At 70.6% G+C, this 26,717-nt stretch carries 26 protein-coding genes and 1 pseudogene; 21 read left to right on the forward strand and 6 right to left on the reverse strand.

Going from position 1 to position 26,717, the window contains the following annotated elements:
• The first annotated feature begins 47 nt into the window (after positions 1-47).
• The 11 genes from ACQPWZ_RS25520 to ACQPWZ_RS25570 all read left to right on the forward strand — a co-directional run bounded on the left by ACQPWZ_RS25520 (position 48) and on the right by ACQPWZ_RS25570 (position 11,454).
• Positions 48-836, forward strand: a complete 789-nt coding sequence (locus ACQPWZ_RS25520) for an enhanced serine sensitivity protein SseB (RefSeq protein ID WP_340475543.1) — start codon at positions 48-50, stop codon at positions 834-836.
• 82 nt (positions 837-918) lie between these two features.
• The gene (locus ACQPWZ_RS25525; RefSeq protein ID WP_327679961.1) at positions 919-1,704 is read left to right on the forward strand and encodes an enhanced serine sensitivity protein SseB C-terminal domain-containing protein; all 786 of its coding nucleotides are present in this window, start codon (positions 919-921) and stop codon (positions 1,702-1,704) included.
• Between the two features lie 451 nt (positions 1,705-2,155).
• Complete coding sequence (locus tag ACQPWZ_RS25530; RefSeq protein ID WP_340475544.1) at positions 2,156-3,154, forward strand: ABC transporter permease; 999 nt, start codon at positions 2,156-2,158, stop codon at positions 3,152-3,154.
• Positions 3,155-3,263: 109 nt separating this feature from the next.
• Positions 3,264-5,042, forward strand: a complete 1,779-nt coding sequence (locus tag ACQPWZ_RS25535) for an ABC transporter substrate-binding protein (protein WP_340475545.1) — start codon at positions 3,264-3,266, stop codon at positions 5,040-5,042.
• 125 nt (positions 5,043-5,167) lie between these two features.
• Positions 5,168-6,166 carry an ABC transporter permease gene (locus ACQPWZ_RS25540; RefSeq protein WP_433572469.1) on the forward strand — a complete coding sequence of 333 codons (999 nt, stop codon included), beginning with the start codon at positions 5,168-5,170 and terminating at the stop codon, positions 6,164-6,166.
• Positions 6,163-7,260 (forward strand): ABC transporter ATP-binding protein, encoded by a 1,098-nt coding sequence (locus tag ACQPWZ_RS25545; protein WP_340475547.1) that lies wholly within the window; start codon positions 6,163-6,165, stop codon positions 7,258-7,260. Before ACQPWZ_RS25540 ends, ACQPWZ_RS25545 begins: the two co-directional genes overlap by 4 nt.
• A gap of 20 nt (positions 7,261-7,280) precedes the next feature.
• Positions 7,281-8,642 (forward strand): ABC transporter ATP-binding protein, encoded by a 1,362-nt coding sequence (locus tag ACQPWZ_RS25550; protein ID WP_433572470.1) that lies wholly within the window; start codon positions 7,281-7,283, stop codon positions 8,640-8,642.
• An 18-nt stretch (positions 8,643-8,660) separates the two neighbouring features.
• Entirely contained in the window at positions 8,661-9,317 is a 657-nt protein-coding gene (locus ACQPWZ_RS25555) for a trimeric intracellular cation channel family protein (RefSeq protein ID WP_340475549.1), read from the forward strand.
• An 81-nt stretch (positions 9,318-9,398) separates the two neighbouring features.
• Complete coding sequence (locus ACQPWZ_RS25560; RefSeq protein ID WP_433572471.1) at positions 9,399-10,241, forward strand: thioesterase family protein; 843 nt, start codon at positions 9,399-9,401, stop codon at positions 10,239-10,241.
• A 47-nt stretch (positions 10,242-10,288) separates the two neighbouring features.
• Positions 10,289-10,606 carry an ArsR/SmtB family transcription factor gene (locus tag ACQPWZ_RS25565; protein WP_313943951.1) on the forward strand — a complete coding sequence of 106 codons (318 nt, stop codon included), beginning with the start codon at positions 10,289-10,291 and terminating at the stop codon, positions 10,604-10,606.
• Positions 10,603-11,454, forward strand: a complete 852-nt coding sequence (locus tag ACQPWZ_RS25570) for an SRPBCC family protein (protein WP_433572472.1) — start codon at positions 10,603-10,605, stop codon at positions 11,452-11,454. Before ACQPWZ_RS25565 ends, ACQPWZ_RS25570 begins: the two co-directional genes overlap by 4 nt.
• Before the next feature lie 34 nt (positions 11,455-11,488).
• On the opposite strand, the gene ACQPWZ_RS25575 is transcribed toward ACQPWZ_RS25570, so the two are convergent.
• Complete coding sequence (locus tag ACQPWZ_RS25575) at positions 11,489-12,061, reverse strand: TIGR03086 family metal-binding protein (RefSeq protein ID WP_405572950.1); 573 nt, start codon at positions 12,059-12,061, stop codon at positions 11,489-11,491.
• Positions 12,062-12,174: 113 nt separating this feature from the next.
• Between ACQPWZ_RS25575 and ACQPWZ_RS25580 the strand changes: the two genes are divergently transcribed.
• A complete protein-coding gene (locus ACQPWZ_RS25580) occupies positions 12,175-13,203 on the forward strand; it encodes a helix-turn-helix transcriptional regulator (protein WP_433572473.1) in 1,029 nt (342 codons plus the stop codon).
• On the opposite strand, the gene ACQPWZ_RS25585 is transcribed toward ACQPWZ_RS25580, so the two are convergent.
• Complete coding sequence (locus ACQPWZ_RS25585; protein ID WP_340475554.1) at positions 13,172-13,786, reverse strand: TetR family transcriptional regulator; 615 nt, start codon at positions 13,784-13,786, stop codon at positions 13,172-13,174. The genes ACQPWZ_RS25580 and ACQPWZ_RS25585 overlap by 32 nt on opposite strands.
• 97 nt (positions 13,787-13,883) lie before the next feature.
• Between ACQPWZ_RS25585 and ACQPWZ_RS25590 the strand changes: the two genes are divergently transcribed.
• The gene (locus ACQPWZ_RS25590) at positions 13,884-14,042 is read left to right on the forward strand and encodes a hypothetical protein (RefSeq protein ID WP_313949143.1); all 159 of its coding nucleotides are present in this window, start codon (positions 13,884-13,886) and stop codon (positions 14,040-14,042) included.
• Between the two features lie 172 nt (positions 14,043-14,214).
• Entirely contained in the window at positions 14,215-14,526 is a 312-nt protein-coding gene (locus tag ACQPWZ_RS25595) for a hypothetical protein (RefSeq protein WP_433573864.1), read from the forward strand.
• Positions 14,527-14,623: 97 nt separating this feature from the next.
• Here the strand turns inward: ACQPWZ_RS25595 and ACQPWZ_RS25600 are convergent.
• Positions 14,624-15,250, reverse strand: a pseudogene (locus tag ACQPWZ_RS25600) (alpha/beta hydrolase family protein); the annotation flags it as partial.
• Positions 15,251-15,357: 107 nt separating this feature from the next.
• On the opposite strand from ACQPWZ_RS25600, the gene ACQPWZ_RS25605 reads away from it, so the two are divergent.
• Complete coding sequence (locus ACQPWZ_RS25605) at positions 15,358-16,521, forward strand: cysteine desulfurase family protein (protein WP_433572474.1); 1,164 nt, start codon at positions 15,358-15,360, stop codon at positions 16,519-16,521.
• A 44-nt stretch (positions 16,522-16,565) separates the two neighbouring features.
• Here the strand turns inward: ACQPWZ_RS25605 and ACQPWZ_RS25610 are convergent, their stop codons facing one another.
• Entirely contained in the window at positions 16,566-17,249 is a 684-nt protein-coding gene (locus ACQPWZ_RS25610) for an N-acetylmuramoyl-L-alanine amidase (protein WP_313943943.1), read from the reverse strand.
• A 61-nt stretch (positions 17,250-17,310) separates the two neighbouring features.
• On the opposite strand from ACQPWZ_RS25610, the gene mnmA reads away from it, so the two are divergent.
• Positions 17,311-18,435 carry a tRNA 2-thiouridine(34) synthase MnmA gene (gene mnmA / locus ACQPWZ_RS25615; protein ID WP_340475560.1) on the forward strand — a complete coding sequence of 375 codons (1,125 nt, stop codon included), beginning with the start codon at positions 17,311-17,313 and terminating at the stop codon, positions 18,433-18,435.
• Positions 18,436-18,460: 25 nt separating this feature from the next.
• Here the strand turns inward: mnmA and ACQPWZ_RS25620 are convergent, their stop codons facing one another.
• Both ACQPWZ_RS25620 and ACQPWZ_RS25625 read right to left on the reverse strand, forming a co-directional pair.
• The gene (locus ACQPWZ_RS25620; protein ID WP_433572475.1) at positions 18,461-19,258 is read right to left on the reverse strand and encodes an alpha/beta fold hydrolase; all 798 of its coding nucleotides are present in this window, start codon (positions 19,256-19,258) and stop codon (positions 18,461-18,463) included.
• A gap of 78 nt (positions 19,259-19,336) precedes the next feature.
• The gene (locus ACQPWZ_RS25625; RefSeq protein ID WP_356698910.1) at positions 19,337-19,675 is read right to left on the reverse strand and encodes a DUF427 domain-containing protein; all 339 of its coding nucleotides are present in this window, start codon (positions 19,673-19,675) and stop codon (positions 19,337-19,339) included.
• Positions 19,676-19,767: 92 nt separating this feature from the next.
• Between ACQPWZ_RS25625 and ACQPWZ_RS25630 the strand changes: the two genes are divergently transcribed.
• From ACQPWZ_RS25630 to ACQPWZ_RS25650, 5 genes are all read left to right on the forward strand, one after another.
• On the forward strand, positions 19,768-20,307 hold the full coding sequence (locus ACQPWZ_RS25630) for a TIGR00730 family Rossman fold protein (protein ID WP_340475563.1): 540 nt from the start codon (positions 19,768-19,770) through the stop codon (positions 20,305-20,307).
• A 29-nt stretch (positions 20,308-20,336) separates the two neighbouring features.
• Entirely contained in the window at positions 20,337-21,026 is a 690-nt protein-coding gene (locus ACQPWZ_RS25635) for an SDR family oxidoreductase (RefSeq protein WP_340475564.1), read from the forward strand.
• Between the two features lie 38 nt (positions 21,027-21,064).
• Entirely contained in the window at positions 21,065-22,018 is a 954-nt protein-coding gene (locus tag ACQPWZ_RS25640; protein WP_405575989.1) for a methionine synthase, read from the forward strand.
• A 29-nt stretch (positions 22,019-22,047) separates the two neighbouring features.
• The gene (gene ligA / locus ACQPWZ_RS25645) at positions 22,048-24,231 is read left to right on the forward strand and encodes an NAD-dependent DNA ligase LigA (protein ID WP_433572476.1); all 2,184 of its coding nucleotides are present in this window, start codon (positions 22,048-22,050) and stop codon (positions 24,229-24,231) included.
• 316 nt (positions 24,232-24,547) lie between these two features.
• Positions 24,548-26,659: a putative bifunctional diguanylate cyclase/phosphodiesterase gene (locus ACQPWZ_RS25650; protein ID WP_433572477.1), complete on the forward strand. Its 2,112-nt coding sequence runs from the start codon at positions 24,548-24,550 to the stop codon at positions 26,657-26,659.
• Positions 26,660-26,717 lie beyond the last annotated feature (58 nt).

Raw genomic sequence — 26,717 nt, forward strand, 5'->3', positions numbered from 1 at the left:
TTAGGGTCGGGGGAAGCACAGAGGAGAGCCGGGGGAGAGACCAGCACATGACCATTCCGGGACAGGCGCATCCGCATCCGTCCGGCGGCTGGCCGGCGAACGAGCTCGAAGAGGTGCTCGGCGCCTCGCTCGGCAACCCGGCCGCCGGGGGCCGGCTCGTGGAGGTCCTCGGCCGCAGCTTCCTCTGGGTGCCACTGCCCAACGGCGGCGGCCCGGACAGTCCGAACCTCGATCTGCCCACCACGGAGATCGAGGGTCAGGCGTATGTGCCGGTCTTCAGCTCCGAGCACCAGTTCCTGACCTGTGTGGGCAGCCACATGCCCTTCACCGTGGCGCCCGCGCGCGAGTTCGCCCGCGGGCTGCCCCCGCAGCTCGGCATCGCCGTCAACCCGGGCGGTGTCGTCGGCACACCGCTGCCGCCGTCCGCCGTGGCGGAGCTCTGCCGGGCCGGACGGCACGAACCGGGCGACGCGCAGGCCGGCGCAGGCGCGCCGAGCGGCGGGCGGGTGCGGCTGTTCGAGCCGGACTGGCAGGAGGAGCCCGTCGACTTCCTGGCCGCCGCGGCCGGTGAGTTCCAGGAGTCCGGAGTCGTCGTCACCGCCCGGCGGGCGCTCGCGTCCATCGAGGGCGATCCGCCCACCCTGTTCATCGGTGTGCAGCTGTCCGGCTGGGACGCGGTCGGCAGCAACGCGCCCATGGACGCCCTCGGTCGGGCGCTCGGCCGGGTCCAGGTCGGCTGGCCGGTCAGCCTCGTCCTGCTGGACGTCGCCCAGGACCCCGTCGCCGACTGGATGCTGGCGCGGGTGCGGCCGTTCTACCAACGAGAGCACGTGTAGTCGTCAAGTCGGTGTCGAAACGGCCGATTAAGCTGGTTTCATGGCCTGCTGAATCGTGATGCGAAGAGGGGCGGAACCCAGAGTGAGTGCGTCAGGCACCGCGGCGGCCGGGCAGGTCGAGCACATGCTGCGCCAGGTGACTCCCGGACGCTACGACGCGTACGAGGCGCTGCTGAAGGCGCTGGCCGACCCGGCGAGCGGCCAGGTCTGGATGCTGCTCTGGCACGGCCGTGCGGGCTCGCCCGACGCCCAGTACGGGAACATGGAGGTCGACGGCGTCGGCTACGCCCCCTGTGTCACCTCCGCCCAGGAGCTCGCCGTCTCCGGCTGGAACCGCGCGCACGAGGTCGTCGGCGGCCTCGACATCGCCCGCGCCCTCTACCCCGACCGCTGGGGCATCTGGCTCAATCCGCACGCCCCCGGCGGCGGCGTGGGCATCCCCTGGCCCGACCTCCGCAGGATCGCCACCGGTCTCGACCGGATGCCCGCGGGACCGCTGCGGCTGTCCGAGCCGGCCATCGAGATCCCGCAGTTCTACGCCCTGCTCTCGCAGAACGCCCACCGCACCCCGGCCGTCCGCTCGTTGCGCCGCGCCTGGGTGCAGCCCGCGCTCGGCGCCCCGTACCTGGCGATCGGGCTCGATCTGTACGACACGGGACGGCAGTCGGTGGACGCGGTCCGCGCGATGATGCAGCAGTCGATCGCGGCCGTCCCGGAGGGACTGCCGGTGTCCACCGTCGCGATGTCCGACGAGTACGACCCCGTCACGATGTGGCTCCGGGCCAACTCCCGGCCGTTCTACGACCGTGATGCGCACGGCGCCCCGCAGGGTGGCGGTTACGGCTATCCGCCGCCCCACGGCCACTGAACGGACCGGCCCCGGCCGCTTTTCCACCACACCGCTCCTGAGGGCGAATTCGTCCTCTTTCCATGCCCTGCGCGGATGTTCTGGTCGGATTGTGTGTGCGCAACCCGTGAAGCGCCTTGTATTCGAATGAGGCGCCTCTGCGTGACGGGCGGTGCATCGGTGAACTTCCGTCCCATATGGGCTATTTGGCGTTCCGCTCAGTCGGCGGTCCCGTCCGTATAACGGAAACCTGCTTCCCTCATCACGTTTACGCAAACATTCCCCGGGGGGTCTGGCGGGTGATCGCGGCAGCGTTGAAGACTCCCCGCAACAAGGACCCTTCGGTCCCGCGTACGACCTGCTTCTTCAAACTTTCCTCGCACCGCACACAACTGCACCACTGATGTGAACGAAGCCGCTACAGCGGCGGGCATGGGTCGGTCACCACCGGCCGAGAGGGGTCCCCACCACGATGACGGCACCACTGCACGACACGAGCGCGGCCGAGACCGCGGCCGTCGATGTCGCCGCCGATGTCCCGCAGAAGGACATCGAGGGGCGTTCACCCTGGAAGATCGCCTGGGTCCGCCTCAAGCGGGACAAGGTCGCGCTGGCCGGTGGGGTCGTGGTGCTCCTGCTGGTCCTGGTCGCGCTCCTCGCTCCGCTGATCGTGGACGCGTTCGGCCACCCGCCGGAGGAGCTGCACGAGGACCAGATCGACCCGCTCCTCGGCACCCCGATCGGCAGCTGGGGCGGCATCAGCTCCGACTTCCTGCTCGGAGTCGAGCCGGTCAACGGCCGTGACGTCTTCAGCCGGATCATCTACGGCGCCCGTATCTCGCTCCTGGTCGCCTTCCTGTCCGCCTTCGTGGCCGTCTCGCTCGGCACCCTCTTCGGTGTCATCGCGGGCTACTTCGGAGGCTGGGTGGATGCGGCGATCAGCCGGGTCATGGACCTTCTGCTCGCCTTCCCGCAGCTGCTCTTCATCATCGCCCTGATCTCCGTCACCCCGAACGAACTGTTCGGCTTCTCCGGCTCCGGACTGCGCATCGCCGTCCTGGTCCTGGTGATCGGCTTCTTCGGCTGGCCCTACATCGGCCGCATCGTGCGCGGCCAGACCCTGTCGCTGCGCGAACGCGAGTACGTCGAGGCGGCGCGCAGCCTGGGAGCCGGCCGGTCCTACATCCTCTTCCGTGAGCTGCTGCCGAACCTGGTCGCGCCGATCACCGTCTACACGACGCTGATGATCCCGACCAACATCCTCACCGAGGCCGCGCTGAGCTTCCTGGGTGTCGGAGTGAAGCCGCCCACCCCGTCCTGGGGCGAGATGCTCCAGACGGCCGTGCGCACCTACGAGGACGACCCGGTGTTCATGATCATCCCGGGTCTGGCGATCTTCATCACCGTGCTCGCCTTCAACCTCTTCGGTGACGGCGTACGGGATGCGCTGGATCCGAAGGGATCCCGCTGAACCCCCGCACAAGCCCCTGCGGACCCACAGCCCCTGCCACCAGTCAGGAGCGACAGCCCAGAACCCGCGGCCCTCAAGGGCCGTGACTACCACGGAGGTTGCGAGCATCGTGACAACCCATCGCACGTCGAAGCGCAGGCTTGCCGCAGGCACGGCTGTCGCGCTCGCGGCCCTGCTCACCACCACGGCCTGTGGCGGCAACAACGACGACGGCAAGGACGGAGCCGGCAAGACGCCCGGCTTCAACGCCGGCATCGGCAAGGTCGCCAACGCGTCCACCGCGAAGGGCGGTGAACTCAAGTTCGTCGGCACGCAGGACGCCGACTCGTGGGACCCGCAGCGCGGTTACTACGGCTTCATGTGGGACTTCGCCCGCTACTACACCCGCCAGCTGGTCAGCTTCAAGCCGTCGCCGGGTGCGGGCAGCACCGAGCTCGTCCCGGACCTCGCGAGCGCGAAGGCCGAGATCTCGCCCGACGGCAAGACCTACAAGTACACGCTGAAGGACGACGTCACGTGGGAGGACGGCACGCCCGTCACCTCGCAGGACATCAAGTACGGCATCGAGCGCACCTGGGCCCAGGACGTCATCTCCGGCGGCCCGGTCTACCTGATGCAGGTCCTGGACCCGAAGTCGGAGTACAAGGGCCCCTACAAGGACAAGTCCGCCGACAAGCTCGGCCTGAAGGCCATCGAGACGCCGGACGCGAAGACCATCATCTTCAAGCTCCCGAAGCCGAACGGCGACTTCGAGCAGATGCTCGCCATGCCGGCCGCCTCTCCGGTCAAGAAGGAGAAGGACACCGCCGCCAAGTACGGCCTGAAGCCCTTCTCCAACGGTCCGTACAAGATCGACTCGTACTCGCCGAACAAGTCGATGAAGCTGTCGCGCAACGCCAACTGGAAGGCCTCGTCGGACACGATCCGCAAGGCGCTCCCGGACAGCATCTCGGTCACCTTCATGACCAACGCGGACGACATGGACAAGCGCCTGCTCAAGGGTGACTTCGACATCGACATCAACGCGACGGGCATCGGCCAGGCGGCCCGCACCACCGCGATCCGCGAGCACAAGGGCAACCTCGACAACGGCCAGACCGGCTTCATCCGTTACGCGGTCTTCCCGCAGACGGTCGCGCCGTTCGACAACATCGAGTGCCGCAAGGCGGTCATCTACGCCGCCGACAAGAAGTCCCTGCAGACCGCCCGTGGCGGCCCGCAGGCCGGTGGCGACATCGCCCCGAACATGCTCCCCGCGGGCATCAAGGGCGCCGACCCGTCGTACGACCCGTACGAGGTCCTGAAGAACGACAGCAAGCCGAACGTCGAGAAGGCGAAGGCCGCGCTGAAGGCCTGTGGCAAGCCGAACGGCTTCAAGACCACCATCGCGGTGCGCAACAACAAGCCGGTCGAGGTCGCCACGGCCGTCTCGCTGCAGAACGCGCTGAAGCAGGTCGGCATCGACGCCCAGGTCGACCAGTTCGACGGCGCCCAGACGTCCGGCATCATCGGTTCGCCGAAGGTCGTCAAGGACAAGGGCTACGGCATCATCATCATGGGCTGGGGTGCGGACTTCCCGTCCGGACAGGGCTTCTCCCAGCCGCTGGTCGACGGCCGTTTCATCCTCCAGAGCGGCAACAACAACTTCTCGGAGCTGAACGACCCGGCGGTCAACAAGCTCTTCGACCAGGCCATCGCGGAGACCGACCCGGACAAGGCCGGCGAGATCTACAAGCAGATGAACCAGAAGGTCTCCGAGGCCGCTGTCTACCTTCCCTTCGTCTACGACAAGACGATCACCTGGCGCAGCACCCGCCTCACCAACGCCTACACCGCGGACGCCTACAACGGCCGCTACGACTACGCCTCGCTCGGCGTCGTCAAGTAAAACCCAGTCAGTTCACGTTCCAGTGCCACACCCGCTAGGCACGAAGGGCAGGTGATGGCCGCGAGCGGTGGCCCGGGGCCCTCTCCAGAAGAGAGGGCCCCCGGGTCGCCGTCGGGCCGAGCGCAGTGCTTGCATATCTCATCCGGCGAATCTTCGCCGTCATCGTCATGCTGATGGTCATCACTCTGGTGACCTTCGGAATCTTCTTCCTGTTCCCCAAGATGATCGGGACGGACCCGGCGCTTTACTTCGTCGGCAAGCAGTCCGACCCGGCCGCCATCGAGGGCATCCGGCAGAAGATGGGCCTGGACGACCCGATCCTGGTCCAGTTCGGCAAGTTCATGGTCGGGCTGGTGGCCGGACGTACGTACTCCAACGGTTCCGACGTGACGCAGTGCGCCGCGCCCTGCTTCGGGTACTCGTTCAAGACCGAGCAGGAGGTCTGGCCGCTGCTCCTCGAGTGGCTGCCGGTCACCCTCTCGCTCGCCCTCGGTGCCGTCGTGCTCTGGGTCATCGGCGGTGTCGCCACCGGCATCGTCTCCGCCCTCAAGCGCGGTACCCCGCTGGACCGTTCGGCAATGGGCATCGCCCTCGGCGGTGTCTCCCTGCCGATCTACTTCACCGGCATCCTGTCCCTGGCGCTCTTCTCCGACCAGCTCGGCTGGTTCGGGCGCCCGGACACGGAATTCGGTGATGATCCGGCGACCTGGTTCAACGGCATGATCCTGCCGTGGGTCACCCTGGCCTTCCTGTACGCCGCGATGTACGCGCGGCTCACCCGGGCCACCATGCTGGAGGTCCTCAACGAGGACTACATCCGTACCGCCCGGGCCAAGGGCCTCACCGAACCCGTGGTCATCGGCAAGCACGCGATGCGCTCGACGATGACCCCGATCCTCACGGTCCTCGGCCTCGACCTCGGAGCGCTGGTCGGCGGCGCGGTGCTCACCGAGAGCACCTTCTCGCTGCACGGCCTCGGGTACAACGCGGTGAAGGCCATCAGCGACCACGACCTGCCGGTGATCCTCGGGGTCACCCTCATCTCGGCCTTCTTCGTGGTCCTCGCGAACCTTGTCGTGGACCTCATGTACGCAGTGATCGACCCCCGAGTGAGGCTCTCATGACCGAACTGACGAAGACCGGCGCCGTCGGCGAGCCCGTCTCCGCGGGATCGGCCCCCTCGACGGCCTTCCTCGAAGTCCGCGACCTCGAGGTGCACTTCCCCACCGACGACGGTCTGGTGAAGTCCGTCGACGGACTCTCCTTCCAGCTGGAGAAGGGCAAGACCCTCGGCATCGTCGGCGAGTCCGGCTCCGGCAAGTCGGTGACCTCACTCGGCATCATGGGCCTGCACCGCGTCGGCCAGTACGGCCGGCAGAAGGCCCACCTGTCCGGCGAGATCTGGCTGAACGGCAAGGAACTGCTGTCCGCCGATCCGGACGAGGTGCGCCGCCTGCGCGGCCGCGACATGGCGATGATCTTCCAGGATCCGCTGTCCGCGATGCACCCGTACTACACCATCGGCAAGCAGATCAGTGAGGCGTACCAGGTCCACAACAAGGTGGACAAGAAGACGGCGCTGAAGCGCGCCGTCCAGCTGCTGGACCGGGTGGGCATCCCGGAGCCCCACAAGCGCGTGGACAGCTACCCGCACGAGTTCTCGGGCGGTATGCGGCAGCGCGCGATGATCGCGATGGCGCTCGTCAACAACCCCGAGCTGCTCATCGCCGACGAGCCGACCACCGCCCTGGACGTCACCGTCCAGGCGCAGATCCTGGACCTGATCCGGGATCTGCAGAAGGAGTTCGGCTCCGCGGTCATCATCATCACGCACGACCTGGGCGTGGTCGCCGAGCTGGCCGACGACATCCTGGTGATGTACGGCGGCCGCTGCGTCGAGCGCGGTCCGGCCGAGAAGGTCTTCTACGAGCCGCAGCACCCCTACACCTGGGGCCTGCTGGGTTCGATGCCCCGCATCGACCGCGACCAGACCGAACGCCTCATCCCGGTCAAGGGCTCCCCGCCCAGCCTGATCAACATCCCCAGTGGCTGTGCCTTCCACCCGCGGTGCCCGTACGCCGATGTGCCCAAGGGCGGCATCACCCGCACCGAGCGGCCGAACCTGCGTGAGGTGGGCAGCCGGCACCACTCGGCCTGCCACATGTCGCAGGAGGACCGCACGCGGATCTGGACCGAAGAGATTGCGCCGAAGCTGTGAGCGAGACAAAGGATTCCGAGATGACGATCCCGGAGCAGGCCACCTCCTCGCCCGAGCCGCTGCTCAAGGTCACCGGACTGGTCAAGCACTTCCCGATCACCAAGGGGCTGCTGCGCCGGCAGGCCGGCGCCGTCCAGGCGGTCGACGGCATCAGCTTCGACGTGCTTCCCGGCGAGACGCTCGGCGTCGTGGGCGAGTCCGGCTGCGGCAAGTCGACGATGGGCCGGCTCATCACCCGGCTCCTCGAACCGACCGGAGGCTCGATCGAGTTCGAGGGCACCGACATCACGCACCTCGGCGTGGGCGCCATGCGCCCGATGCGCCGGGACGTCCAGATGATCTTCCAGGACCCCTACGGTTCGCTGAACCCGCGTCACACGGTCGGTTCGATCGTCAGCGCGCCGTTCAAGCTCCAGGGCGTCACGCCCGAGGGCGGGATCAAGAAGGAGGTCCAGCGGCTGCTGGGCCTGGTCGGTCTCAACCCCGAGCACTACAACCGCTATCCGCACGAGTTCTCCGGCGGCCAGCGCCAGCGCATCGGCATCGCCCGCGCGCTCGCACTGAAGCCGAAGCTGGTCGTGGCCGACGAGCCGGTCTCCGCGCTGGACGTCTCCATCCAGGCGCAGGTGGTGAACCTGCTCGACGACCTCCAGGAAGAGCTGGGCCTCACCTACGTGATCATCGCCCACGACCTGTCGGTGATCCGGCACGTCTCGGACCGCATCGCGGTCATGTACCTGGGCAAGATCGTGGAGCTGGCGGACCGCAAATCGCTGTACGAGGCGCCGATGCACCCGTACACGAAGGCGCTGATGTCGGCGGTGCCGGTGCCCGACCCGCGTCGTCGCGGCGTCAAGAGCGAGCGCATCCTGCTCAAGGGCGATGTGCCCTCGCCGATCTCGCCGCCGACGGGCTGCCGCTTCCACACCCGGTGCTGGAAGGCGACGGAGATCTGCACCACGCAGGAGCCGCCGCTGATCGCCCTCAAGCCGGGTCAGCAAGTGGCCTGCCACCACCCGGAGAACGCGCCGGACCAGGTCCCGCAGGACGTGGTGATCGCGTCGGCGCGGGAGGCGATCGACATCGTCGACGCGAAGCCGAAGTCGGAGGAGTCGGCGGAGGCCGCCGCGGCCGACGCCCCGGTCGCCGGGCCTGCTGTGAGCGAGACGCCGGTGACGAAGGCCGCCGAGCCCGAGGCCCCCGTGGTGGAGAAGCCGGTGACCAAGGCCGCCGAGCCCGAGGCCGCTGTGGCCGAGGCGCCGGTGGCCGAGACTGCCGAGCCCGACGCCCCTGTTGCCACGACCACCGTGTCCGAGACGCCGGCGGCCGAGGCCGCCGACGCGGACGAGGCCAAGGGCCCGGGGGACACCGCCAAGGAGTAGAACCGGCACAATCGTCCGGTGCTCCAAGAACTGTTCACGCCCTCCGTCCAGCATTCGCTCGACCTCGCCGGAATCTTCGTCTTCGCGATCTCCGGTGCACTGCTCGCCGTGCGCAAGAACTTCGACGTCTTCGGCATCGCGGTGCTCGCCGAGGTCACCGCGCTGGGCGGAGGGCTGTTCCGTGACCTGGTCATCGGGATCGTCCCGGCAGCCTTCACGGACCTGGGGTACTTCCTCATGCCTCTGGTCGCCGCCGCGCTGATCTTCTTCCTGCATCCGCAGGTCGAGCGCATCCAGTCCGGGGTGAATGTCTTCGACGCCGCCGGCCTCGGCCTGTTCTGCGTCACCGGCACGACCAAGGCGTACGAGTACGGGCTCAGCCTGACCTCGTCGGCGGTGCTCGGCCTCGCGACCGCGGTCGGCGGCGGTGTGCTGAGGGACGTCCTCGCCAACGAGGTCCCGTCCCTGCTGCGCTGGGACCGCGACCTCTACGCCGTCCCGGCCATCGTCGGCGCGACCATGGTCGTGCTGTGCATCCGCTTCGACGTGCTGAACGCGTTCACCAGCGGGACCGCCGTCATCACCGCCTTCCTGCTCCGGCTGGCCGCGATGCGGTTCAACTGGCGCGCACCCCGTGCCTGGAACCGGCGCTCGTCCGCCGCGGAGGAGGCGTAGCCGGTGTCCGAGGCCGCCCCGAGGGACGCTCCGCAGCAGAAAAAGCTACCGCTCAGTAATGGCTTGTTGTACCGTACCGGTATGGCACAGGCAGTTCAGGCATCGATCGGGGACAGCGAGTTCGACCGCGACACCGCTGTGTCCCTGCGCGCACCGGGCGTCTACGACGCGGAGCTCTCGGCGGGCTGGACGATCGTCCGCGCCGTCAACGGCGGGTACCTGCTGGCCCTTCTCGGCCGCGCCCTCGGCGAGGCCCTGCCGCACCCGGACCCCTTCACCGTCTCGGCGCACTACCTCACCGCGTCGCAGCCGGGACCCGCGGTGATCCGTACCGAGATCGTCCGCACCGGCCGCACGCTCTCCACCGGTCAGGCCTCCCTGGTCCAGTTCGAGGAGGACGGCACGGAGGTCGAGCGCATCCGCGTGCTCGCCACGTACGGCGATCTCGACGCGCTCCCCGACGACGTCCGCACCACCGCGGCCCCGCCGGCCATGGCCCCGTACGAGCAGTGTCTGGGCCCCGCGGACGGCCCGGTGGCGATCCCCGGCAGCTCCGCCATCACCGAGCGGCTGAACATCCGGCTCGACCCGGCGACCGTCGGCTGGGCCGTCGGGGCGCCTTCGGGCAAGGGGGAGATGCGCGGCTGGTTCTCGCTCGCGGACGGCCGTGACGCGGACCCCTTCTCGCTGCTCCTGACGGTCGACGCCCTGCCGCCGACCTCGTTCGAGCTCGGGCTGACGGGCTGGACCCCCACGGTGGAGCTCACCACACACATCCGCTGCCGTCCGGCGCCCGGCCCGCTGCGGGTCTCCATCACCACTCGCAACCTCGCGGGAGGATTCCTGGAGGAGGACGCCGAGGTCTGGGACAGCCGCGACCGGCTCGTCGCCCAGTCCCGGCAGCTGGCGAAGGCGCCGCGCTAGCTCTTCATTCCCTTGCGGTTATATAACTCAATGAGTATGTTCGAGGTATGCCCATACCGTTCGACGTGCTCGCGGAGCCCAGCAGGCGCAGAATCCTCGATCTGCTCCTGGAGCGTCCGCATCTGGTCGGTGAGCTCACCGACCGGCTCGGCCTCAGCCAGCCCGGTACCTCCAAGCACCTGCGCGTGCTCCGCGAGGCCGGGCTGGTCCGGGTCCGGCAGGACGCGCAGCGCCGCTGGTACGAGCTGAGTCCCGAGCCCCTCGCGGAGCTCGACGCCTGGCTCGCGCACTACCGCCATCTCTGGGCGGGGAGCCTCGATGCCCTCGAACGCCATCTCGACGCGATGGAGGACGACTCCTCATGACCCCGCACCCCGACACCCTCACCACCGAGGACGGGCGCAACGCGCTGCGGATGGAGCGCCGTCTCGAGCACCCGCCGAAGAAGGTCTGGGCCGCGATCACCACGCCCGAACACCTTGCCCAGTGGTTTCCCTCCGAGGTGAGCGTGGAACTGCGTCCCGGCGGCGCCATCGGGTTCCTGTTCCCCGGTGAGGCCGAGCCCGGCATGACCGGCACCGTGACCGACGCGGACGAGCCGCACGTGTTCGCCTTCACCTGGGGCGAGGACCATCTGCGCTGGGAGATCGCACCGGACGGCGAGGGCTCCCTGCTGACCCTGGTGCACACCTTCGGCGACCGGTTCGGCGCCGCGAGCTTCGCCTCCGGCTGGCACGTCTGCATCACCGCGCTGGCGCAACTGCTCGACGGCCGGGCGCCCGACGTCGAGGGGGACAGGGCGGGCACCCTGCACGAGGCGTACGTCGAGCGGTTCGGCCTCGCCGCCGGCACGGTCGAGGACACGGCCGACGGCCCGCGGATCCGCTTCGAGCGGCAGCTCGTGCGCCCCGCCGGGACGGTGTGGGACCTCCTGGCCGGCGGCGGGACTCCCGAGGCCGGGGTCCCGGCGCCCGAGGGTTTCACCGCGCCCGTGGCCCCCGCGGGACCGGTCGTCGAGGTCCGCGCCCCCGAACTGCTCGTCTACGCCTGGCATTCCGAGGGCGAGGTCCGCTGGGAACTGGGCCAGGGCACCGGCCACGGCCCGCGCCTGGTCCTGACGCAGACGGGCCCGGCGGACCTGGACACCCGGGCCGCGCTGGATTCCTGGCGACAGCGCATCGAGCACCTGGCGGCCAGGCTCCAGGAGCGGTGACGTCCGCTCCCGGGGCCCTGGCCGGGGCGTGCCGTCACACGGTCCGGCCCAGCCACGCCGCCAGCTGCGCGTACGCGTCGGAGCCCTCCGGCGCTTCCTGCACCGCCCCGAAGGGGACGGGTCCGCCGCGGGGTTCGACCGGGAGGACCTCCCGGGCCAGCGGCAGGATGATCTCTGCCAGTTCCTGCTCCAGCGGGAGGGGATGCCCCAGCGCCTGGGACAGGTCCCAGGTGTGGGCCAGGGTCTCCATGACGTAGCCGCCCACCGCGGCCGCTCCGGGGATCTCGGCGCCCCACGGCACCGTCACCGGACGCGCCAGCTTCGCGTCGTCCGCCCACGCCTCGGCGAAGCGGCTGCGCGCCACGTCGTACGCCGCGCTCCAGCCGTCGTCCGCGATGCCGTCCGCGCGGGCGGGCACCGACAGACCGTCACCTCCCTCGCCGACGAGCGCGATCCGGTGCGTGCCGCCCACGACATGGGAGAGCAGCGCCCGTACGTCGAACTCGGGACAGGGCGTCGGAGCGTCCAGCCGGTCCGGTGTCACCGTCTTCACCAGGCCGGCGAACTGCTCGGCCGCGCGCTCGTACAGGGGGCGGGGATCGTTCATGTCATCCATCTCCTCGAACTCCGAAGGCCCGCGAGCTCGCTGCTCGCCGGCCACCCGCACTGTTCCGGGATAACCTGACATCTCCCGTCATGTTTTCCGGAGACGCTCGCCACGTGAAATCCGACCGGCTGCTCTCGATCCTCCTGCTGCTCCAGACCCGCGGCCTCGTGCCCGCCGCCGAGCTCGCCGAGCGCCTGGAGGTGTCCGTCCGCACCATCTACCGCGACGTCGAGGCCCTTTCCGCCGCCGGTGTCCCCGTCTACGCCGAGCGCGGCCGGCACGGCGGGATCGCCCTGCTGCCGGGCTTCCGTACGGATGTCACCGGACTGACGGCGGACGAGTCCCGCGCGCTGTTCGTCCTGGCCGCCCAGGGCGCCCACAGCGCGCTCGGCCTCGACGAGGCGCTGGGCTCCGCGCTGCGCAAGGTGATGGCCGCGCTGCCCGAACCCCACCGGCCCGGAGCCGAGTTGACCAGCCGCCGGATCCTGGTGGACCCCGCGCGCTGGATGAAGGCACCGGGTCCGGCCGTCGATCTGGACGCGCTCAACTCGGCCGTCTTCACGGACCGCCGGGTGCGGCTGCGCTACCGCCACAGCGGCACCACCGAACCGCGGACGTACACCCTCGACCCGTACGGCCTCGTGGTCAAGGCCGGGATCTGGTACCTGATCGCCGACCACCGGGGCGCGCCCCGCCTCTTCCGGGCGGACCGGGTTCTGTCGGCCGTCGTCACCGACGATCCTGTGCGGCGGCGTGCCGGCCAGGAGTTGGCCGATGTCTGGGAGGTGCTGCGCCGTCAGGTCGAGGACCGGCCCGCGGAGGTGTGCGTGACGGCGCGGGTGAGCCAGGAGCGGCTGGATCTGTTTCTGCGTATGCACGGCAGCCGGCTGACCGGCGAGCCCGTGCCGGAGGGGCCGGACGCGGCCGGGCGGCAGGCGGGCGCGGAGACACCGCGCTGGACCCGGGTGGAGCTCGCCCTCGGCTCCCTGGCGGCGGTGCGCGTGCTGCTCGCCTTCGGTGAGAGCGTCGAGGTGCTCTCCCCGCCGCAGGCGCGTGCGGAACTGGCGCGCGCCGCGGCGGAGATCGTCGCGCTCTACGGGACGGGCGCCGTCAGTCCAGCCAGTGCCGGCGGCCGAGGCTGATCAGCCGCAGCTGACGGCGGGCCAGCGAGGCGGCCCGGTCGAGCCCCGAAGGCCCGGCCTCCAGGAACGAGGACGCCGTCATGACCATGTGGTCCACGTACACCCCGGCGAGCATCCGCAGATCCGCGGCGCTCCAGCCCTCCGCCTCGGGTTCGTCGGCGAACGCCGCCGCGACCTCGTCGCCGAACTGCCGCAACTGCTCGGCTATCGCCTCGCGTACGGACTGCACTCCGCCGTGCCGCTCCCGCGCGATGAAGCGGACATGAGCGGGGGATGTGCGGACGAGATCCACGATCAGGGCCACCGTCCGGTCGATGCGCGCATCGTCCGCCTCTTCCGTGAGCGCTTCGCCGATCGTGGCGTGCAGACTGCCGAGCGCCTCCTCGACCAGTGCGACACCGAGGTCGGCCGTGTCCCTGAAGTGGCGGTAGAACGCCGTCGGCGCCACACCCACGGCCCGGGTCACCTCGCGCAGTCCGAGACTGCTCAGGCTCTGCTCCTCGAGCAGCCGCAGGGCTGCGTCCAGGAGGGCCTGACGGGTTTTCTGCTTCTGGGCCTGGCGGATTCCGGCGGTGTGACTCATGGAACTGAGTAAACAACCGTTCTCCGGATAAGGGAAGTGTAGACTCGCCAGTCAGTGAACAGTCGTACCGACAAGTGTTCACCGAAATGTCGAAAGGATGACGATGATCGCCCTCGTCGCAGCACTGCTCCTCCTGGGGATCCTGCTGGGCGCCGTGGCCCAACTCCCCCTTTCCGCCACCTTCGTGGCCTGCGCCGTCATCGGCGTCTGGCTTCTCGTCTTCGCCGTGCGCGAGCGTCGCGCCCGTCAGCACTGACCCGGAAGGAGCCGAACCGGCCATGCAGCTCTCCGCCGTCAAGCACAGCGACCGCACTCAGCACACCGACCGCACCCCGCGCGGCCGCAGCACCGCCCGGGGGACCGCCGAGCGGGAACGCACCATCGCCCGGGGCGCCGATGCTCCGCACGCCGGCGCCCCCGATTCCGACCTGCCGAACGCGGACACGCCGGACTCCGGTACCCCGAGCACCCCGGACTCCGCCGCGCACACCCGTCCGACGGGCCGCCGTGACGCGGACGGCATGGCTGTCGCCGCCTTCGTCCTCGGACTCGTCGGCCTGCTCGTCATGAACATCCTGCTCGGCCCCACCGCCGTCGTGCTCGCCTCCCTCGCCCTGTGGCGGGGTACCGCACGCCGTGGCCGCGCCCTCCTCGGACTCGCCCTCGGCGTCGCCGACCTGGTCGTCCTCGGAGTGCTCGTGGCCATGAACGGAACCGTGGTCTGGGGCTTCGGCGGCTGACCGCCCCGCGACTCCCGGCGCGCCGCGAGCGTTCCTCGCCGCGCCGCACCCACCGCCTCCCGCAGCGCTGCGGGAGGCGGTCGGCGTCTACCGGGGCCTACTTGCTCTGCAGCGACCCCAGCGGGTGGGGATCTTCCTCCAGCGCGGCCTGTGCCGCCTTCCAGCCGCCGTCGGCCGGGTCGAGCGCGCTGCGCAGGTACGCCCACGTCAACTTCTGGATCAGAGCGACTCGTTCGGGGCTCTCGTCCGTCGTCTCCGCGACCTCGTACCCCGGGATGCCGCCGAGCGAGTGCTCCGCCCCGAACAGGGTGAGCAGGCTCTTGCTTCCCGGGCTGAGGATGTAGGGGTCGGTGAACCAGTCCGGCCCCCGGGTCGTGAGCGCGGACCGGTTCCGGTCACCGGCGACGATCAGCGCCGGCGTGGTCATGCCGTCGAAGGACGGGTTCATGAAGGGCAGGTTCTCGACGGCGAACGGGGTCAGGTCGTTGCCGCCCCGGCCGGGCGGGGTCAGCAGTACGCCCGCCGTCACCCGCGCGTCGGACATGTCCTCCCCGGGAACGCCGTCGGGGCCGAGGACCCGCGCGCCCAGCAGTGTGCTCGCGGTCTGGGCGCCCCAGGAGTGGCCGGCCACGGCTGTACGGCTGCGGTCGAGGCGTCCGGCGAGGCCCGGCACGGCAGCCTGCAGCGCGTCGAGCTCGTCGAGGACGCGCACCAGGTCCTCGACGGAGCCCGCTCGCCCGCCCCCGGGGCCGGGCGTGGCGGGCCCCGCGCGCCCGTGCCCCCCTGCGCCGCGTCCGCGCCCCCGCCACGCCTCGTAGAATCGGGGCCACCATGGCTTACCTGGACCACGCTGCGACCACTCCGATGCTGCCGGAGGCCGTCGAGGCGATGACCGCGCAGCTCACCGTCACCGGCAACGCCTCGGCACTGCATGCCGCCGGGCGCCGGGCCCGCCGCGCCGTCGAGGAGGCCCGCGAGACCCTCGCCGAGGCACTCGGCGCGCGCCCGAGCGAGGTGGTGTTCACCGCCGGCGGCACCGAGGCGGACAACCTCGCCGTCAAGGGCCTGTACTGGCAGCGGCGGGACGCGGAGCCCGCCCGTACCCGGATTCTCACCAGTCCCGTGGAGCACCACGCCGTACTCGACGCCGTCCACTGGCTCGGCGAGCACGAGGGCGCGACCGTGGAGTATCTGCCGGTCGACGCGTACGGGCGGGTGCACCCCGAAGCCCTGCGCGAAGCCGTCGAGCGGAACCCCGACGACGTGGCCCTCGTCACCGTCATGTGGGCCAACAACGAGATCGGCACCGTCATGCCGGTGGCGGAACTGTCCGCCGTGGCGCGGGAGTTCGAGATTCCGCTGCACTCCGACGCGGTCCAGGCCTTCGGCCAGCTCGACGTCGGTTTCGCCGACTCCGGGCTCGCCGCGATGACCGTCTCCGGCCACAAGATCGGCGGCCCCTACGGCATCGGGGCCCTGCTCCTCGGCCGGGAGTACACCCCGGTCCCCGTCCTGCACGGCGGCGGCCAAGAGCGGCATGTGCGCTCCGGCACGCTCGACACCCCCGCGATCGCCGCCTTCGCGGTCGCGGGCCGGCTCGCCGCCGAGCGACGCGAGGAATTCGCCCGCGAGATCGGCGCCCTGCGCGACGAACTGGTCGACGCCGTCCGTACGGCGGTGCCCGACGCGGTCCTCGGTGGCGATCCGGCCGACCGGCTCCCCGCCAACGCGCACTTCAGCTTCCCCGGCTGCGAGGGGGACTCACTGCTCCTGCTGCTCGACGCCCAGGGCATCGAGTGCTCCACCGGGTCGGCGTGCACGGCCGGTGTCGCCCAGCCCAGCCATGTCCTGCTGGCGACCGGCTCGGACCCCGACCTCGCGCGTGGCACGCTCCGCTTCAGTCTCGGCCACACCTCCACCAGGGCGGATGTGAAGGCGGTGGCCGAGGCGATCGGACCGGTGGTGCAGCGGGCGCGCACCGCGGGCCTCAGCTAGGGCCTGGCCGAGGCTGCTCGGGGCCCTGTCGTCCCGGACCCGGCTCAGGCCTTCTTCTCCGCCACCTGCCGGGCCGACGGCATCTGGCCGCGCACCAGTTTCAGATAGCGGTTCCAGTTCCAGTACGGTCCCGGGTCCGTGTGGTCCGTCCCCGGCACCTCCACATGGCCGATGATGTGCTCGCGGTCCACCGGTATCCCGTACCGCACGCAGATCCCCGCGGTGAGCTTCGCCGAGGACAGATACATGGCGTCGGTGAAGTCCCGGCGCCGGTCCACGAAGCCCTCGTGCTCGATGCCGATGCTCCGTTCGTTCATCTCCCGGTTCCCCGCGTGGAAAGCGACGTCGAGCTCGCGGATCATCTGGGCGACGCGGCCGTCCTTGCCCACCACGTAGTGCGTGGCCGCGCCGTGCCCCGGATTCTTGAAGACCTTCAGCGCCGTCGGATAGCTGCCCTGTACGACATGGATGACCACCCGGTCGATGCCGTAGTCGTCGGGCCGGTCGGCCCGGCGCCAGTTCGCCCGGGCCGCGGCCGTCCAGACCGCGCCCACGTGGTCCAGCTCACCCTCCACCCGCTTCTTCTCCACGCCGGGCACCCGCCACCAGACCCGTCGCAGCTCGTCGTGGGCCAGCGCACCCGCCCCCACCACCGCGGCCGTGCCGCCGATCAGCGCGGCACGTCTGCTGATCCGCCGCTGTCCGCCGCGCTTCTCATCGCTTCCCATGCGCTGTTCAACGCATACTCGCGAGCCTCTGGTTCCCCGGGCCCCTTACCCTGGTATCGCTATGACTCAGACTTCCCAGCGTCCCCTCCGTGTGCTCGCCGCCATGTCAGGCGGCGTGGACTCCGCCGTCGCCGCCGCACGTGCCGCCGAGGCCGGCCACGACGTGACCGGTGTCCATCTGGCGCTCTCCGCGAATCCGCAGTCCTTCCGCACGGGTGCGCGCGGCTGCTGCACCATCGAGGACTCCCGCGACGCCCGCCGCGCGGCCGACGTCATCGGCATCCCGTTCTACGTCTGGGATCTCGCCGAGCGCTTCCGCGAGGACGTGGTCGAGGACTTCATCGCGGAGTACGAGGCGGGCCGCACACCCAACCCCTGTCTGCGCTGCAATGAGAAGATCAAGTTCGCCGCGCTGCTCGACAAGGCGATCGCGCTGGGCTTCGACGCCGTCTGCACCGGCCACTACGCCACCGTCGTCGAGCGTGCGGACGGCAGCCGCGAGCTGCACCGTGCCAGCGACATGGCCAAGGACCAGTCGTACGTCCTCGGTGTGCTCGACGAGCGCCAGCTCGCGCACGCGATGTTCCCGCTCGGTGACACCCTCACCACCAAGGACGAGATCCGGGCCGAGGCCGAGGAGCGGGGGCTGGCGGTCGCGAAGAAGCCGGACAGCCACGACATCTGCTTCATCGCCGACGGCGACACCCAGGGCTTCCTGGCGAACCGCCTCGGCACGGCGGAGGGCGACATCGTCGACGAGGGCGGTACGAAGCTGGGCACCCACGACGGGGCGTTCGGCTTCACCATCGGCCAGCGCAAGGGCCTGCGGATCGGGCACCCGGCCGCGGACGGCAAGCCGCGCTACGTCCTCGACATCTCCCCGGTGAACAACACGGTCACGGTCGGCCCGGTGGAGGCGCTGGACGTCACCGCCCTGACCGCGATCAAGCCCCGCTGGTGCGGGGCGGCGCCGACGGGTCCGGGGTCGTACACCGCGCAGCTGCGGGCCCACGGCGGCGAGACCGAGGTGAGCGCGGAACTGGTCGACGGCGAGTTGCGGGTGACCTTCACCGAGCCGGTGCGGGGAGTGGCCCCCGGCCAGGCGGTCGTGCTCTACGACGGCACGCGGGTGGTCGGCTCGGCGACGATCGCCTCCACGCGGCGCGAGACGGCATCGGTCGCCTGACGCGTCCTGTGGCCGACGCCCGGCCCTATGCGGAGAAAAACGCCAGCAGCAGCGGAGCCAGCACATGCGGGGCCACCTCGTGCGTCTGGCCCGTCAGGGTGCGGTGCCGGCCGCGCGGGAGGGCCTGGGCGGCCAGGCGTGCGGCCTCCCGCATGAAGGGAGGGCTCATCCCGCCGTCCACGACCATCACCCGGGTTCCGATGCCGCTCAGCATCGCCGTGGGCACACCGCCTCCCGCCATGACCTCGTGGTCGTAGACGAGCGTGGGGGCGACCGCCTCCATGTCCGTCCACATCGGCGTCCCGCGCATCGCGTCCAGGGCCTCGGGCGGCATTCCCATCTCGCCCAGGAAGACGGCGAGCGCCTCCCCGCGACGGTTCTCGGCGAGGAGTGCCCGCATCCGGTGTTCGTAGGGCGGTGGCGGGGCTCCCGGCGCCTCGTCCGGGTCGTACGGAGGCTCATAGACGGACAGCTGCGTGATCGGCAGCCCCGCGGCCGCCGCCCGCAGCGCCAGTGCCGCGCCCGAGGACGTCCCGTGCACGGACGCGGCTCCGCCCGCCTCACCGATCACCGCGGCCAGGTCCTCGATCTCCCGCTCCACGGCGTACGGAGCGGTGTCACCGCTCGCGCCCCGGCCGCGCCGGTCGTACGTGAACACACTGAACCGCGACGCGAGCAGCCCCGCGAGCGGTGCCTCCGCCGCGGACGTGCACAGCGCGCCGCTGACCAGAACCACCGGCGGACCGTCGCCCCGCTGCTCGTACGCGATGAGGGTGCCGTCCCCCGACTCCGCCTTGCTCAGCGTCCTGCTCATGTTGTCCATGAGAGGGCTGACCGGGGCCCGCTCAGGAACTCATCGGTCGCGCGCGAGATTTTTCCGCGGACCCGGCGGGGACGGCGGTCAGTCCTCGACGACCTCGGTGTCGTAGAAGCAGAAGTGGCCCTTGATCTCGGCGACTTGGGTCTTCGGCTCCGGATACGACCAGACCAGGTCCGGTGCGTCCGGCAGCGACCAGTAGTCCGCGTCGCCCTTGAAGGGACAGTGGCTGTGGGTGCCGGAGGGGGTGAGCAGATCGCTGCGTACGTCCTCGGGCGGAAGGTAGTAGCGGTCGGGATAGCCGGTCTCGTGCAGGATCAGCGGCCGGCGGCTCTCCGCGAGCAGCACCCCGCCATGGCGGGCGATGACATGGACCGTGCCCTGCTCGACCGTGATGCGATGTCCGGTGTGTGCCTTCGTCATGACAGCTACAGCACCGGCGGCGGCCTGCTTCTTCCCGACGTGCCCCCTCTCCGGGTCTCCGGCGCCGGGTATCCCGGTCGTACGGTGGCGTCATGAACATCTGCGTCTTCCTCTCCGCCGCCGACCTCGACGACCGCTACACCCGCCCGGCCCGCGAGTTCGCCGAGCTCCTCGGCAAGGGCGGGCACACGCTCGTGTGGGGCGGCTCCGAGAGCGGGCTGATGAAGGTCGTCGCCGACGGGGTGCAGGAGGCGGGCGGACGGCTCGTGGGCGTCTCCGTCGACTTCCTGCACACACTCGCCCGCGCCGACGCCGACGAGATGGTGATCGCCAAGGACCTGTCCGAGCGCAAGGCGCTGCTGCTCTCCCGCTCCGACGCCGTCGTGATCATGGTCGGCGGCACGGGCACCCTGGACGAGGCGACCGAGATCCTGGAGCTGAAGAAGCACGGCAAGCACACCAAGCCGGTCGTGCTGCTGAACACCGCCGGGTTCTACGACGGCCTCAAGCAGCAGTTCCGGCGCATGGACGAGGAGGGCTTCCTGCCCCTGCCCCTGACCGACCTGGTGTTCTTCGCCGAGGACGGTGTCGCGGCCCTCGCCTACCTGGAGGAGGCCGCCGGGGTGCAGTAGCCGGTCGGGGCAGTGCGAGCATGGGCGGTATGCCAACACATCTGATCACCGGGGCGGGCTCCGGCATCGGCGCGGCGGTCGCCCGCCGGCTCCACGAGCGCGGCGACGCACTCGTCCTGCTGGCCCGCGACGCCGGCCGTGCGAAGGAACTCGCCGCCCGGTACGAGGGCGCCCGTACGCTCGTCGCCGACCTGGCCGACCCGGACCGCATCTCCAAGTCGTTCGGCATGCAGCCCATGCCGGACCGGCTCGACTCGCTCCTGCACATCGCGGGCATCGTCGACCTCGGCCCGGTCGCCGAACTGCGGCCGACGACCTGGCACCAGCAGCTCAACGCCAACCTGATCTCGCCCGCCGAGCTGACCCGGCTGATGCTCCCGCAACTGCGCGCCTCCCGGGGCCAGGTGCTGTTCGTCAACTCGGGCGCCGGCCTCAACGCGCACGCCGACTGGTCCGCGTACGCGGCCTCCAAGCACGGACTGAAGGCGCTCGCCGACTCGCTGCGCCACGAGGAGAGCGGCAACGGCGTACGGGTCACCTCGGTCTACCCCGGCCGCACGGCAAGCCCCATGCAGGCCAAGGTGCACTCACAGGAGGGCAAGGAGTACGACGCCGCGCGCTGGATCGACCCCGAGTCCGTCGCGACGGTGATCCTCACCGCGCTGGACCTGCCGCGCGACGCCGAGATCAACGACGTGACCGTGCGGCCGGGCCGGTGAGCGACGTGCTGTTCGGCCCCGCGACCGGAGTGGGCTCCATGCCCGGCACGGACGCACGCGAGGCCGCGAAGACGGTCGCCGGGTCCGTCGAGGAGTTCCCGTATCTGCCCGAGCTGCCCGCCCGCGGGCCGGGTGCCGACATGATCGGGCGGACCATCGGGCTGCTGGTGGAGATGTACGCGCATGTCGAGCCCAGCGGATGGCGGATCAGTGACCGTCCGGGCCGCGACACCCGCCGCGCCCGCTCCTGGCTCGGCGAAGACCTCGACGCACTGGAGGAGTTCACCCAGGGGTACGAGGGGCCACTGAAGATCCAGGCGGTCGGGCCGTGGACGCTCGCCGCCGCCCTGGAGCTGCGCAACGGCGAGGCGGCCCTGTCCGACGCGGGTGCCTGCCGGGACCTCACCGCGTCGCTGGCGGAAGGACTGCGTACGCATCTGGCGGATGTACGCCGCCGGATGCCGGGCGCCTGGGTGACGCTCCAGCTCGACGAGCCCTCGCTGATCGCGGTGCTGCGCGGGCAGATCGCCTCGGCCAGCGGCTACCGCACGCACCGGGCGGTGGACCGGCAGCTCGTGGAGTCCGCGTTGCGGGACGTCATGGGAGTGAGCGAAGGCCCCGTGACCGTCCACTCCTGCGCGCCGGACGTGCCGTTCGCCCTGCTGCGCCGGGCCGGCGCCGCGGGCATCTCGTTCGACTTCGGTCTGCTCACCGAGCGTGACGAGGACGAGATCGGTGAGGCGGTCGAGGGCGGCACGAAGCTGTTCGCGGGAGTCGTGCCGTCCACTGACACGGCATTGTCGGACCCTGCGGGTAGCGTCATGGGTGTCAGGACGCTGTGGCGCAGGCTGGGGCTGAATCCGGGGACTCTCGCCGAGTCCGTCGTGATCACTCCCACCTGTGGACTGGCGGGTGCCTCACCGGCGTACGCGCGGGCGGCGCTCGCCCACGGCGTCCGGGCCGCGAGATCGCTCGCAGACAACCCTGAGTAAGGGTGCCGGGGAATCGGGAGGACGAAACGGTGGCTGGCGAACAGCAGACGGGACTGCCCGCAGAAGCACGGGAGCAGCATGCCCTCATCGCCGAGCAGGTCGAGGAGCACCGCTTCCGTTACTACGTGAAGGACCAGCCGGTCGTCAGCGACGGCGAGTTCGACAGGCTGATGCGCTCGCTGGAGGAGCTCGAGGAGCAGTACCCCGAGCTGCGCACACCCGAGTCCCCGACACAGAAGGTCTCCGGGCAGTACGAGACCGACCTGGCGAAGGTCGAGCACCGCGAGCGCATGCTCTCCCTGGACAACGCCTTCGACGAGGGCGAACTGTCCGCGTGGGCCGAGCGCGTCGCCCGTGACGTCGGCACCTCGGACTTCCACTTCCTGTGCGAGCTCAAGGTCGACGGCCTCGCGGTGAACCTCACGTACGAGAAGGGCAGGCTGACCCGGGCGGCCACCCGCGGCGACGGCCGGGTCGGCGAGGACATCACGCCCAACGTCCGCACGATCGCGGACATCCCCAACCGGCTGCGGGGCGACCGCATCCCGGACCTGGTGGAGATCCGCGGCGAGGTCTTCTTCCCGATGGCCAAGTTCCAGGAGCTCAACGCCCGGCGGGTGGAGGCCGGCGAGCAGCCGTACGCCAACCCGCGCAACTCCGCGTCGGGCTCGCTGCGGCAGAAGGATCCCAAGGTCACCGCGACCCTCCCGCTGCACATGGTGGTGCACGGCATCGGCGCCCGGCAGGGCTTCGACATCGACCGCCTGTCCCAGGCGTACGACCTGCTGCGCGAGTGGGGCCTGCCCACCGCACGGCACAACAAGGTCGTGGACTCACTGGAGGGCGTGCGGGAGTTCATCGCCCACTTCGGCGAGAACCGCCACTCGATGGAGCACGAGATCGACGGGGTGGTCGTCAAGCTCGACGAGATCCCGCTCCAGGGCCGCCTCGGCTCCACCGCCCGGGCGCCGCGCTGGGCCATCGCCTGGAAGTACGCCCCGGAGGAGGTCAACACCAAGCTGGTCAACATCCGGGTCGGCGTGGGCCGTACCGGACGCGTCACGCCGTACGCCCAGGTGGAGCCGGTCACCGTGGCGGGCTCCGAGGTCGAGTTCGCCACCCTGCACAACCAGGACGTGGTCAAGTCCAAGGGCGTGCTCATCGGGGACACCGTGGTGCTGCGCAAGGCCGGCGACGTCATCCCCGAGATCCTCGGTCCGGTCGTGGATCTCAGGGACGGCAGCGAGCGGGAGTTCGTGATGCCGGCCGAGTGCCCCGAGTGCGGGACGGCCCTGCGGCCCATGAAGGAGGGCGACGTCGATCTGCGCTGCCCCAACGCCCGCTCCTGCCCGGCCCAGTTGCGCGAGCGCCTCTTCTATCTCGCGGGCCGCAAGTCCCTGGACATCGAGCACTTCGGCTATGTGGCGGCCGCCGCGCTGACCAGACCGCTGGAGCCGGCGGAGCCGCCGCTGCGGGACGAGGGCGACCTCTTCGACCTGACCATCGAGCAGTTGCTGCCCATCAAGGCCTATGTCCTGGACCAGGACAGCGGACTGCCCAAGCGCGACCCGAAGACCGGCGAGGAGAAGATCGCCACGGTCTTCGCCAACCAGCAGGGCGAGGCGAAGAAGAACGCCGTGGCGATGCTGGAGAACATCGCCGCCGCCAAGGAACGCCCGCTCGCCCGGGTCCTCACCGGGCTGTCCATCCGGCATGTGGGGCCGGTCGCCGCGGAGGCGCTGGCCCGTGAATTCCGGTCCATCGAGCGGATCCGCCAGGCGACCGAGCAGGAACTGGCCGCCACCGACGGCGTCGGCGACATCATCGCCGCCTCCCTCAAGCAGTGGTTCGCGGAGCCGTGGCACGAGGAGATCCTGCGCAAGTGGGCCGCGGCCGGCGTCCGGACGGAGGAAGAGGGAGCGGGGGAGGACCAGGGGCCCCGCCCGCTCGAAGGACTGACGGTCGTCGTCACCGGAACACTGGAGAACTACACGCGGGATGGCGCAAAAGAGGCCCTCCAGAGCCTCGGCGCGAAAGTGGCCGGTTCTGTTTCGAAGAAAACGGCGTTCGTGGTGGTCGGGGACAACCCCGGCTCCAAGTACGACAAGGCGATGCAGTTGAAGGTGCCCGTCCTGGACGAACAAGGGCTGGTGATTCTGCTCGAACAGGGGCCGGATGCGGCTCGTGAGGCCGCTGTGCCCCCAGAGGCGTGACGGAGGGGGCGTGCGCGGGTCTTCGAGGGGGCTCGTTCGAGGAGCCGAAGGGGGCGCGCGGGGCGGGAATGAGACGCCCCGTGCGGGGTTCCGACGACCGGTACAGGTCACCCGTTCAGCGCATAGCAGATGGATAAGGGTGGCCGGGTCGCATTCGGGCAAGACCTGTAGAGCGCTGCCCGTCGGAGCCAACTGCGGCCTACTGTTGAGACGTGCGCCTGTCGTGCACGGCTGCGTGGTGGGATGTCAGCCGTGGTGGCATGACAACGGGAGCCATCGCGTGGCATCGGCACCGCCGGCTGTGAGAGGGACGGGAATGAAACCGACCGAGAGCGCCGCCCCGGTCTCACGGCCGCGGGGATTCGCGGCCCTGGCCGGCATCACGCCGGGACTGCCCGTCACCGTCGTCACCGGCGCCGCGTTGGTGCTCGTCACCGGCGTCCTCGACACCGTCCGCGAAGGCCGCGCACTCTTTCCGGGCTCCGCCGCCGGCTGGTCGCTCGCTGTCCTCACCGGAATCATCGTCGGCCACCTCGTCGCCCTCGGCCGTGACCGCTGGTGGGGCGGCACCGGATCCGGCTCCGCCCTGACCCTCGCCGTCCTGCTGCTGTTCGGCTGGGTGCCGGCCGGACTGGTCAGCCTGGCCGTCGTCGCCCTCGTCGGCGCGGCCCGCACCCACCGCCGGCGGCAAGGTCTGTTGCACGGCTCCGTCGACATCCTCGGCATCGGCGCCGCGGCTCTCGTACTCGCCCTCTTCGGGGTGACACCGAGCGTCGAGAAGCCCTGGGAACCACTCGACTGGGGTATCGCGGCCCTGCCGGAAGTGATGCTGGCGGCCGCCGTCTACCTCACCGTCACCCGCATCCTGCTGTGGTACGTGCTCTCGCCCCAGGGCAGCGGGCTGCCCACCATCGCCCGTACGGCCCTGATGCGGCAGGGCCTTGTCGCGGTCGCCCTGCTCGGCATCGCCCCGCTGATCTGCGTCGTCGCCGTCGCCATGCCTCTGATGCTGCCGCTGTTCGCGGTGCCGCTGATCGCCCTGGACTCCACCCTGTGGATCGCCCGGGCGAGGGCGGAGGAGCAGTTGCGCGACCCGCTCACCGGGCTGCCCAACCGGCAGTGGCTGCTGGAGCGGACCTGGGCCGCGCTGGAGGACGCGGAAGGCAGCGGCGCCCGGTCGGCGCTCGTCCTCATCGACCTCGACCGGTTCCGTTCCGTCAACGACACCCTCGGCCATCTCGCCGGCGACCGGCTGCTGCTGCAGATAGCCGAGCGGCTGCGGCTCGCTCTGCCGCGCGGCGCCGAGGCGGCCAGGCTCGGCGGCGACGAGTTCGCCGTGCTGCTGCCGGTCGCCGACTCCACCACCAGCGCCCAGCGCGTCGCGCGCCTCCTGGTCGCCGAACTGTCCTCACCGCTCGACCTGGACGGGCTTACCCTCGTCCTGGAGGCCAGTGCCGGGGTGGCCGTCTTCCCCGACCACGCGCTGGACGCCGAAGGACTGCTGCGCCGCGCGGACGTCGCCATGTACCAGGCCAAGCGGGACCGTACGGGCGTCGAGGTCTACGAGTCCAAGCGCGACAGCAACACCCCCGACCGGCTCGGCCTGCTCGGCGATCTGCGCCGCGCGCTGGACGCCGGCGACGTGGAGTTGCACTACCAGCCCAAAGTCCGCTTCGACGGCCATGTGGCGGGCCTGGAGGCCCTGGTGCGCTGGGTGCACCCGGACCGCGGGCGGGTCCCGCCGGACGAGTTCATCGCGATCGCCGAGTCCTCCGGACTGATGCCCCACCTCACGGAGTACGTGCTCGACACCGCCCTCGCGCAGGTCGCCAAGTGGCGCTCGCAGGGCCTGTTCGTCCCGGTCGCCGTCAATGTCTCGCCGCGCGACGTCCACACCCCCGGCTTCGCCGGATCCGTCGCCGCACGCCTCGCCCGGCACGGCGTCCCGCCGGGAGCCCTCCAGCTGGAGATCACCGAGCACGTGCTGCTGGAGGACCCGCAGCGCGCCGCCGACACCCTCGCCGGGCTCACCGACCACGGCGTGAAGATGTCCCTGGACGACTTCGGGACCGGCTACTCCTCGCTCGTCCATCTGCGCAGGCTCCCCGTCAGCGAACTGAAGATCGACCGCTCTTTCGTGGCCAGGCTCGCCGTCGACAACGAGGACGCGGAGATCGTCCGCTGCACCGTCGACCTCGCCCACTCGCTGGGCCTGCTGGTCGTCGCCGAGGGCGTCGAGGACGACGAGACCTGGGAGCGGCTGCGCGATCTGGGCTGCGACGCCGTGCAGGGATGGCTGGTCGCCGCCGCCATGCCGCCGCAGGAGACGACGGCCTGGCTGCGGGCCAGGGGAGAGCGCGGCTGGCACCGCCACGAGGAGGTCGAGTCCTCGGACGCCGACGAACCATCCGGCCAAGTGGTGCCCTGAAGGGCCGTACGCCGGCCTCGACGGGCGCTCAGCCGCCCCGGCCCTGACCTGTCCGAAG

It is taken from the genome of Streptomyces sp. CA-251247 (genome assembly GCF_050952975.1).
GTDB lineage: Bacteria > Actinomycetota > Actinomycetes > Streptomycetales > Streptomycetaceae > Streptomyces > Streptomyces achmelvichensis.

Bases quoted from the DNA above. Each gene is read 5' to 3' on its own strand.
- ACQPWZ_RS25520 (WP_340475543.1), top strand. From the start codon at position 48: ATGACCATTCCGGGACAGGCGCATCCGCATCCGTCCGGCGGCTGGCCG.
- ACQPWZ_RS25530 (WP_340475544.1), top strand. From the start codon at position 2,156: ATGACGGCACCACTGCACGACACGAGCGCGGCCGAGACCGCGGCCGTC.
- ACQPWZ_RS25545 (WP_340475547.1), top strand. From the start codon at position 6,163: ATGACCGAACTGACGAAGACCGGCGCCGTCGGCGAGCCCGTCTCCGCG.
- ACQPWZ_RS25550 (WP_433572470.1), top strand. From the start codon at position 7,281: ATGACGATCCCGGAGCAGGCCACCTCCTCGCCCGAGCCGCTGCTCAAG.
- ACQPWZ_RS25560 (WP_433572471.1), top strand. From the start codon at position 9,399: ATGGCACAGGCAGTTCAGGCATCGATCGGGGACAGCGAGTTCGACCGC.
- ACQPWZ_RS25565 (WP_313943951.1), top strand. From the start codon at position 10,289: ATGCCCATACCGTTCGACGTGCTCGCGGAGCCCAGCAGGCGCAGAATC.
- ACQPWZ_RS25570 (WP_433572472.1), top strand. From the start codon at position 10,603: ATGACCCCGCACCCCGACACCCTCACCACCGAGGACGGGCGCAACGCG.
- ACQPWZ_RS25575 (WP_405572950.1), bottom strand. From the start codon at position 12,061: ATGAACGATCCCCGCCCCCTGTACGAGCGCGCGGCCGAGCAGTTCGCC.
- ACQPWZ_RS25585 (WP_340475554.1), bottom strand. From the start codon at position 13,786: ATGAGTCACACCGCCGGAATCCGCCAGGCCCAGAAGCAGAAAACCCGT.
- ACQPWZ_RS25590 (WP_313949143.1), top strand. From the start codon at position 13,884: ATGACGATGATCGCCCTCGTCGCAGCACTGCTCCTCCTGGGGATCCTG.
- ACQPWZ_RS25605 (WP_433572474.1), top strand. From the start codon at position 15,358: ATGGCTTACCTGGACCACGCTGCGACCACTCCGATGCTGCCGGAGGCC.
- ACQPWZ_RS25610 (WP_313943943.1), bottom strand. From the start codon at position 17,249: ATGGGAAGCGATGAGAAGCGCGGCGGACAGCGGCGGATCAGCAGACGT.
- mnmA (WP_340475560.1), top strand. From the start codon at position 17,311: ATGACTCAGACTTCCCAGCGTCCCCTCCGTGTGCTCGCCGCCATGTCA.
- ACQPWZ_RS25620 (WP_433572475.1), bottom strand. From the start codon at position 19,258: ATGGACAACATGAGCAGGACGCTGAGCAAGGCGGAGTCGGGGGACGGC.
- ACQPWZ_RS25625 (WP_356698910.1), bottom strand. From the start codon at position 19,675: ATGACGAAGGCACACACCGGACATCGCATCACGGTCGAGCAGGGCACG.
- ACQPWZ_RS25630 (WP_340475563.1), top strand. From the start codon at position 19,768: ATGAACATCTGCGTCTTCCTCTCCGCCGCCGACCTCGACGACCGCTAC.
- ACQPWZ_RS25635 (WP_340475564.1), top strand. From the start codon at position 20,337: ATGCCAACACATCTGATCACCGGGGCGGGCTCCGGCATCGGCGCGGCG.
- ACQPWZ_RS25640 (WP_405575989.1), top strand. From the start codon at position 21,065: ATGCCCGGCACGGACGCACGCGAGGCCGCGAAGACGGTCGCCGGGTCC.
- ACQPWZ_RS25650 (WP_433572477.1), top strand. From the start codon at position 24,548: ATGAAACCGACCGAGAGCGCCGCCCCGGTCTCACGGCCGCGGGGATTC.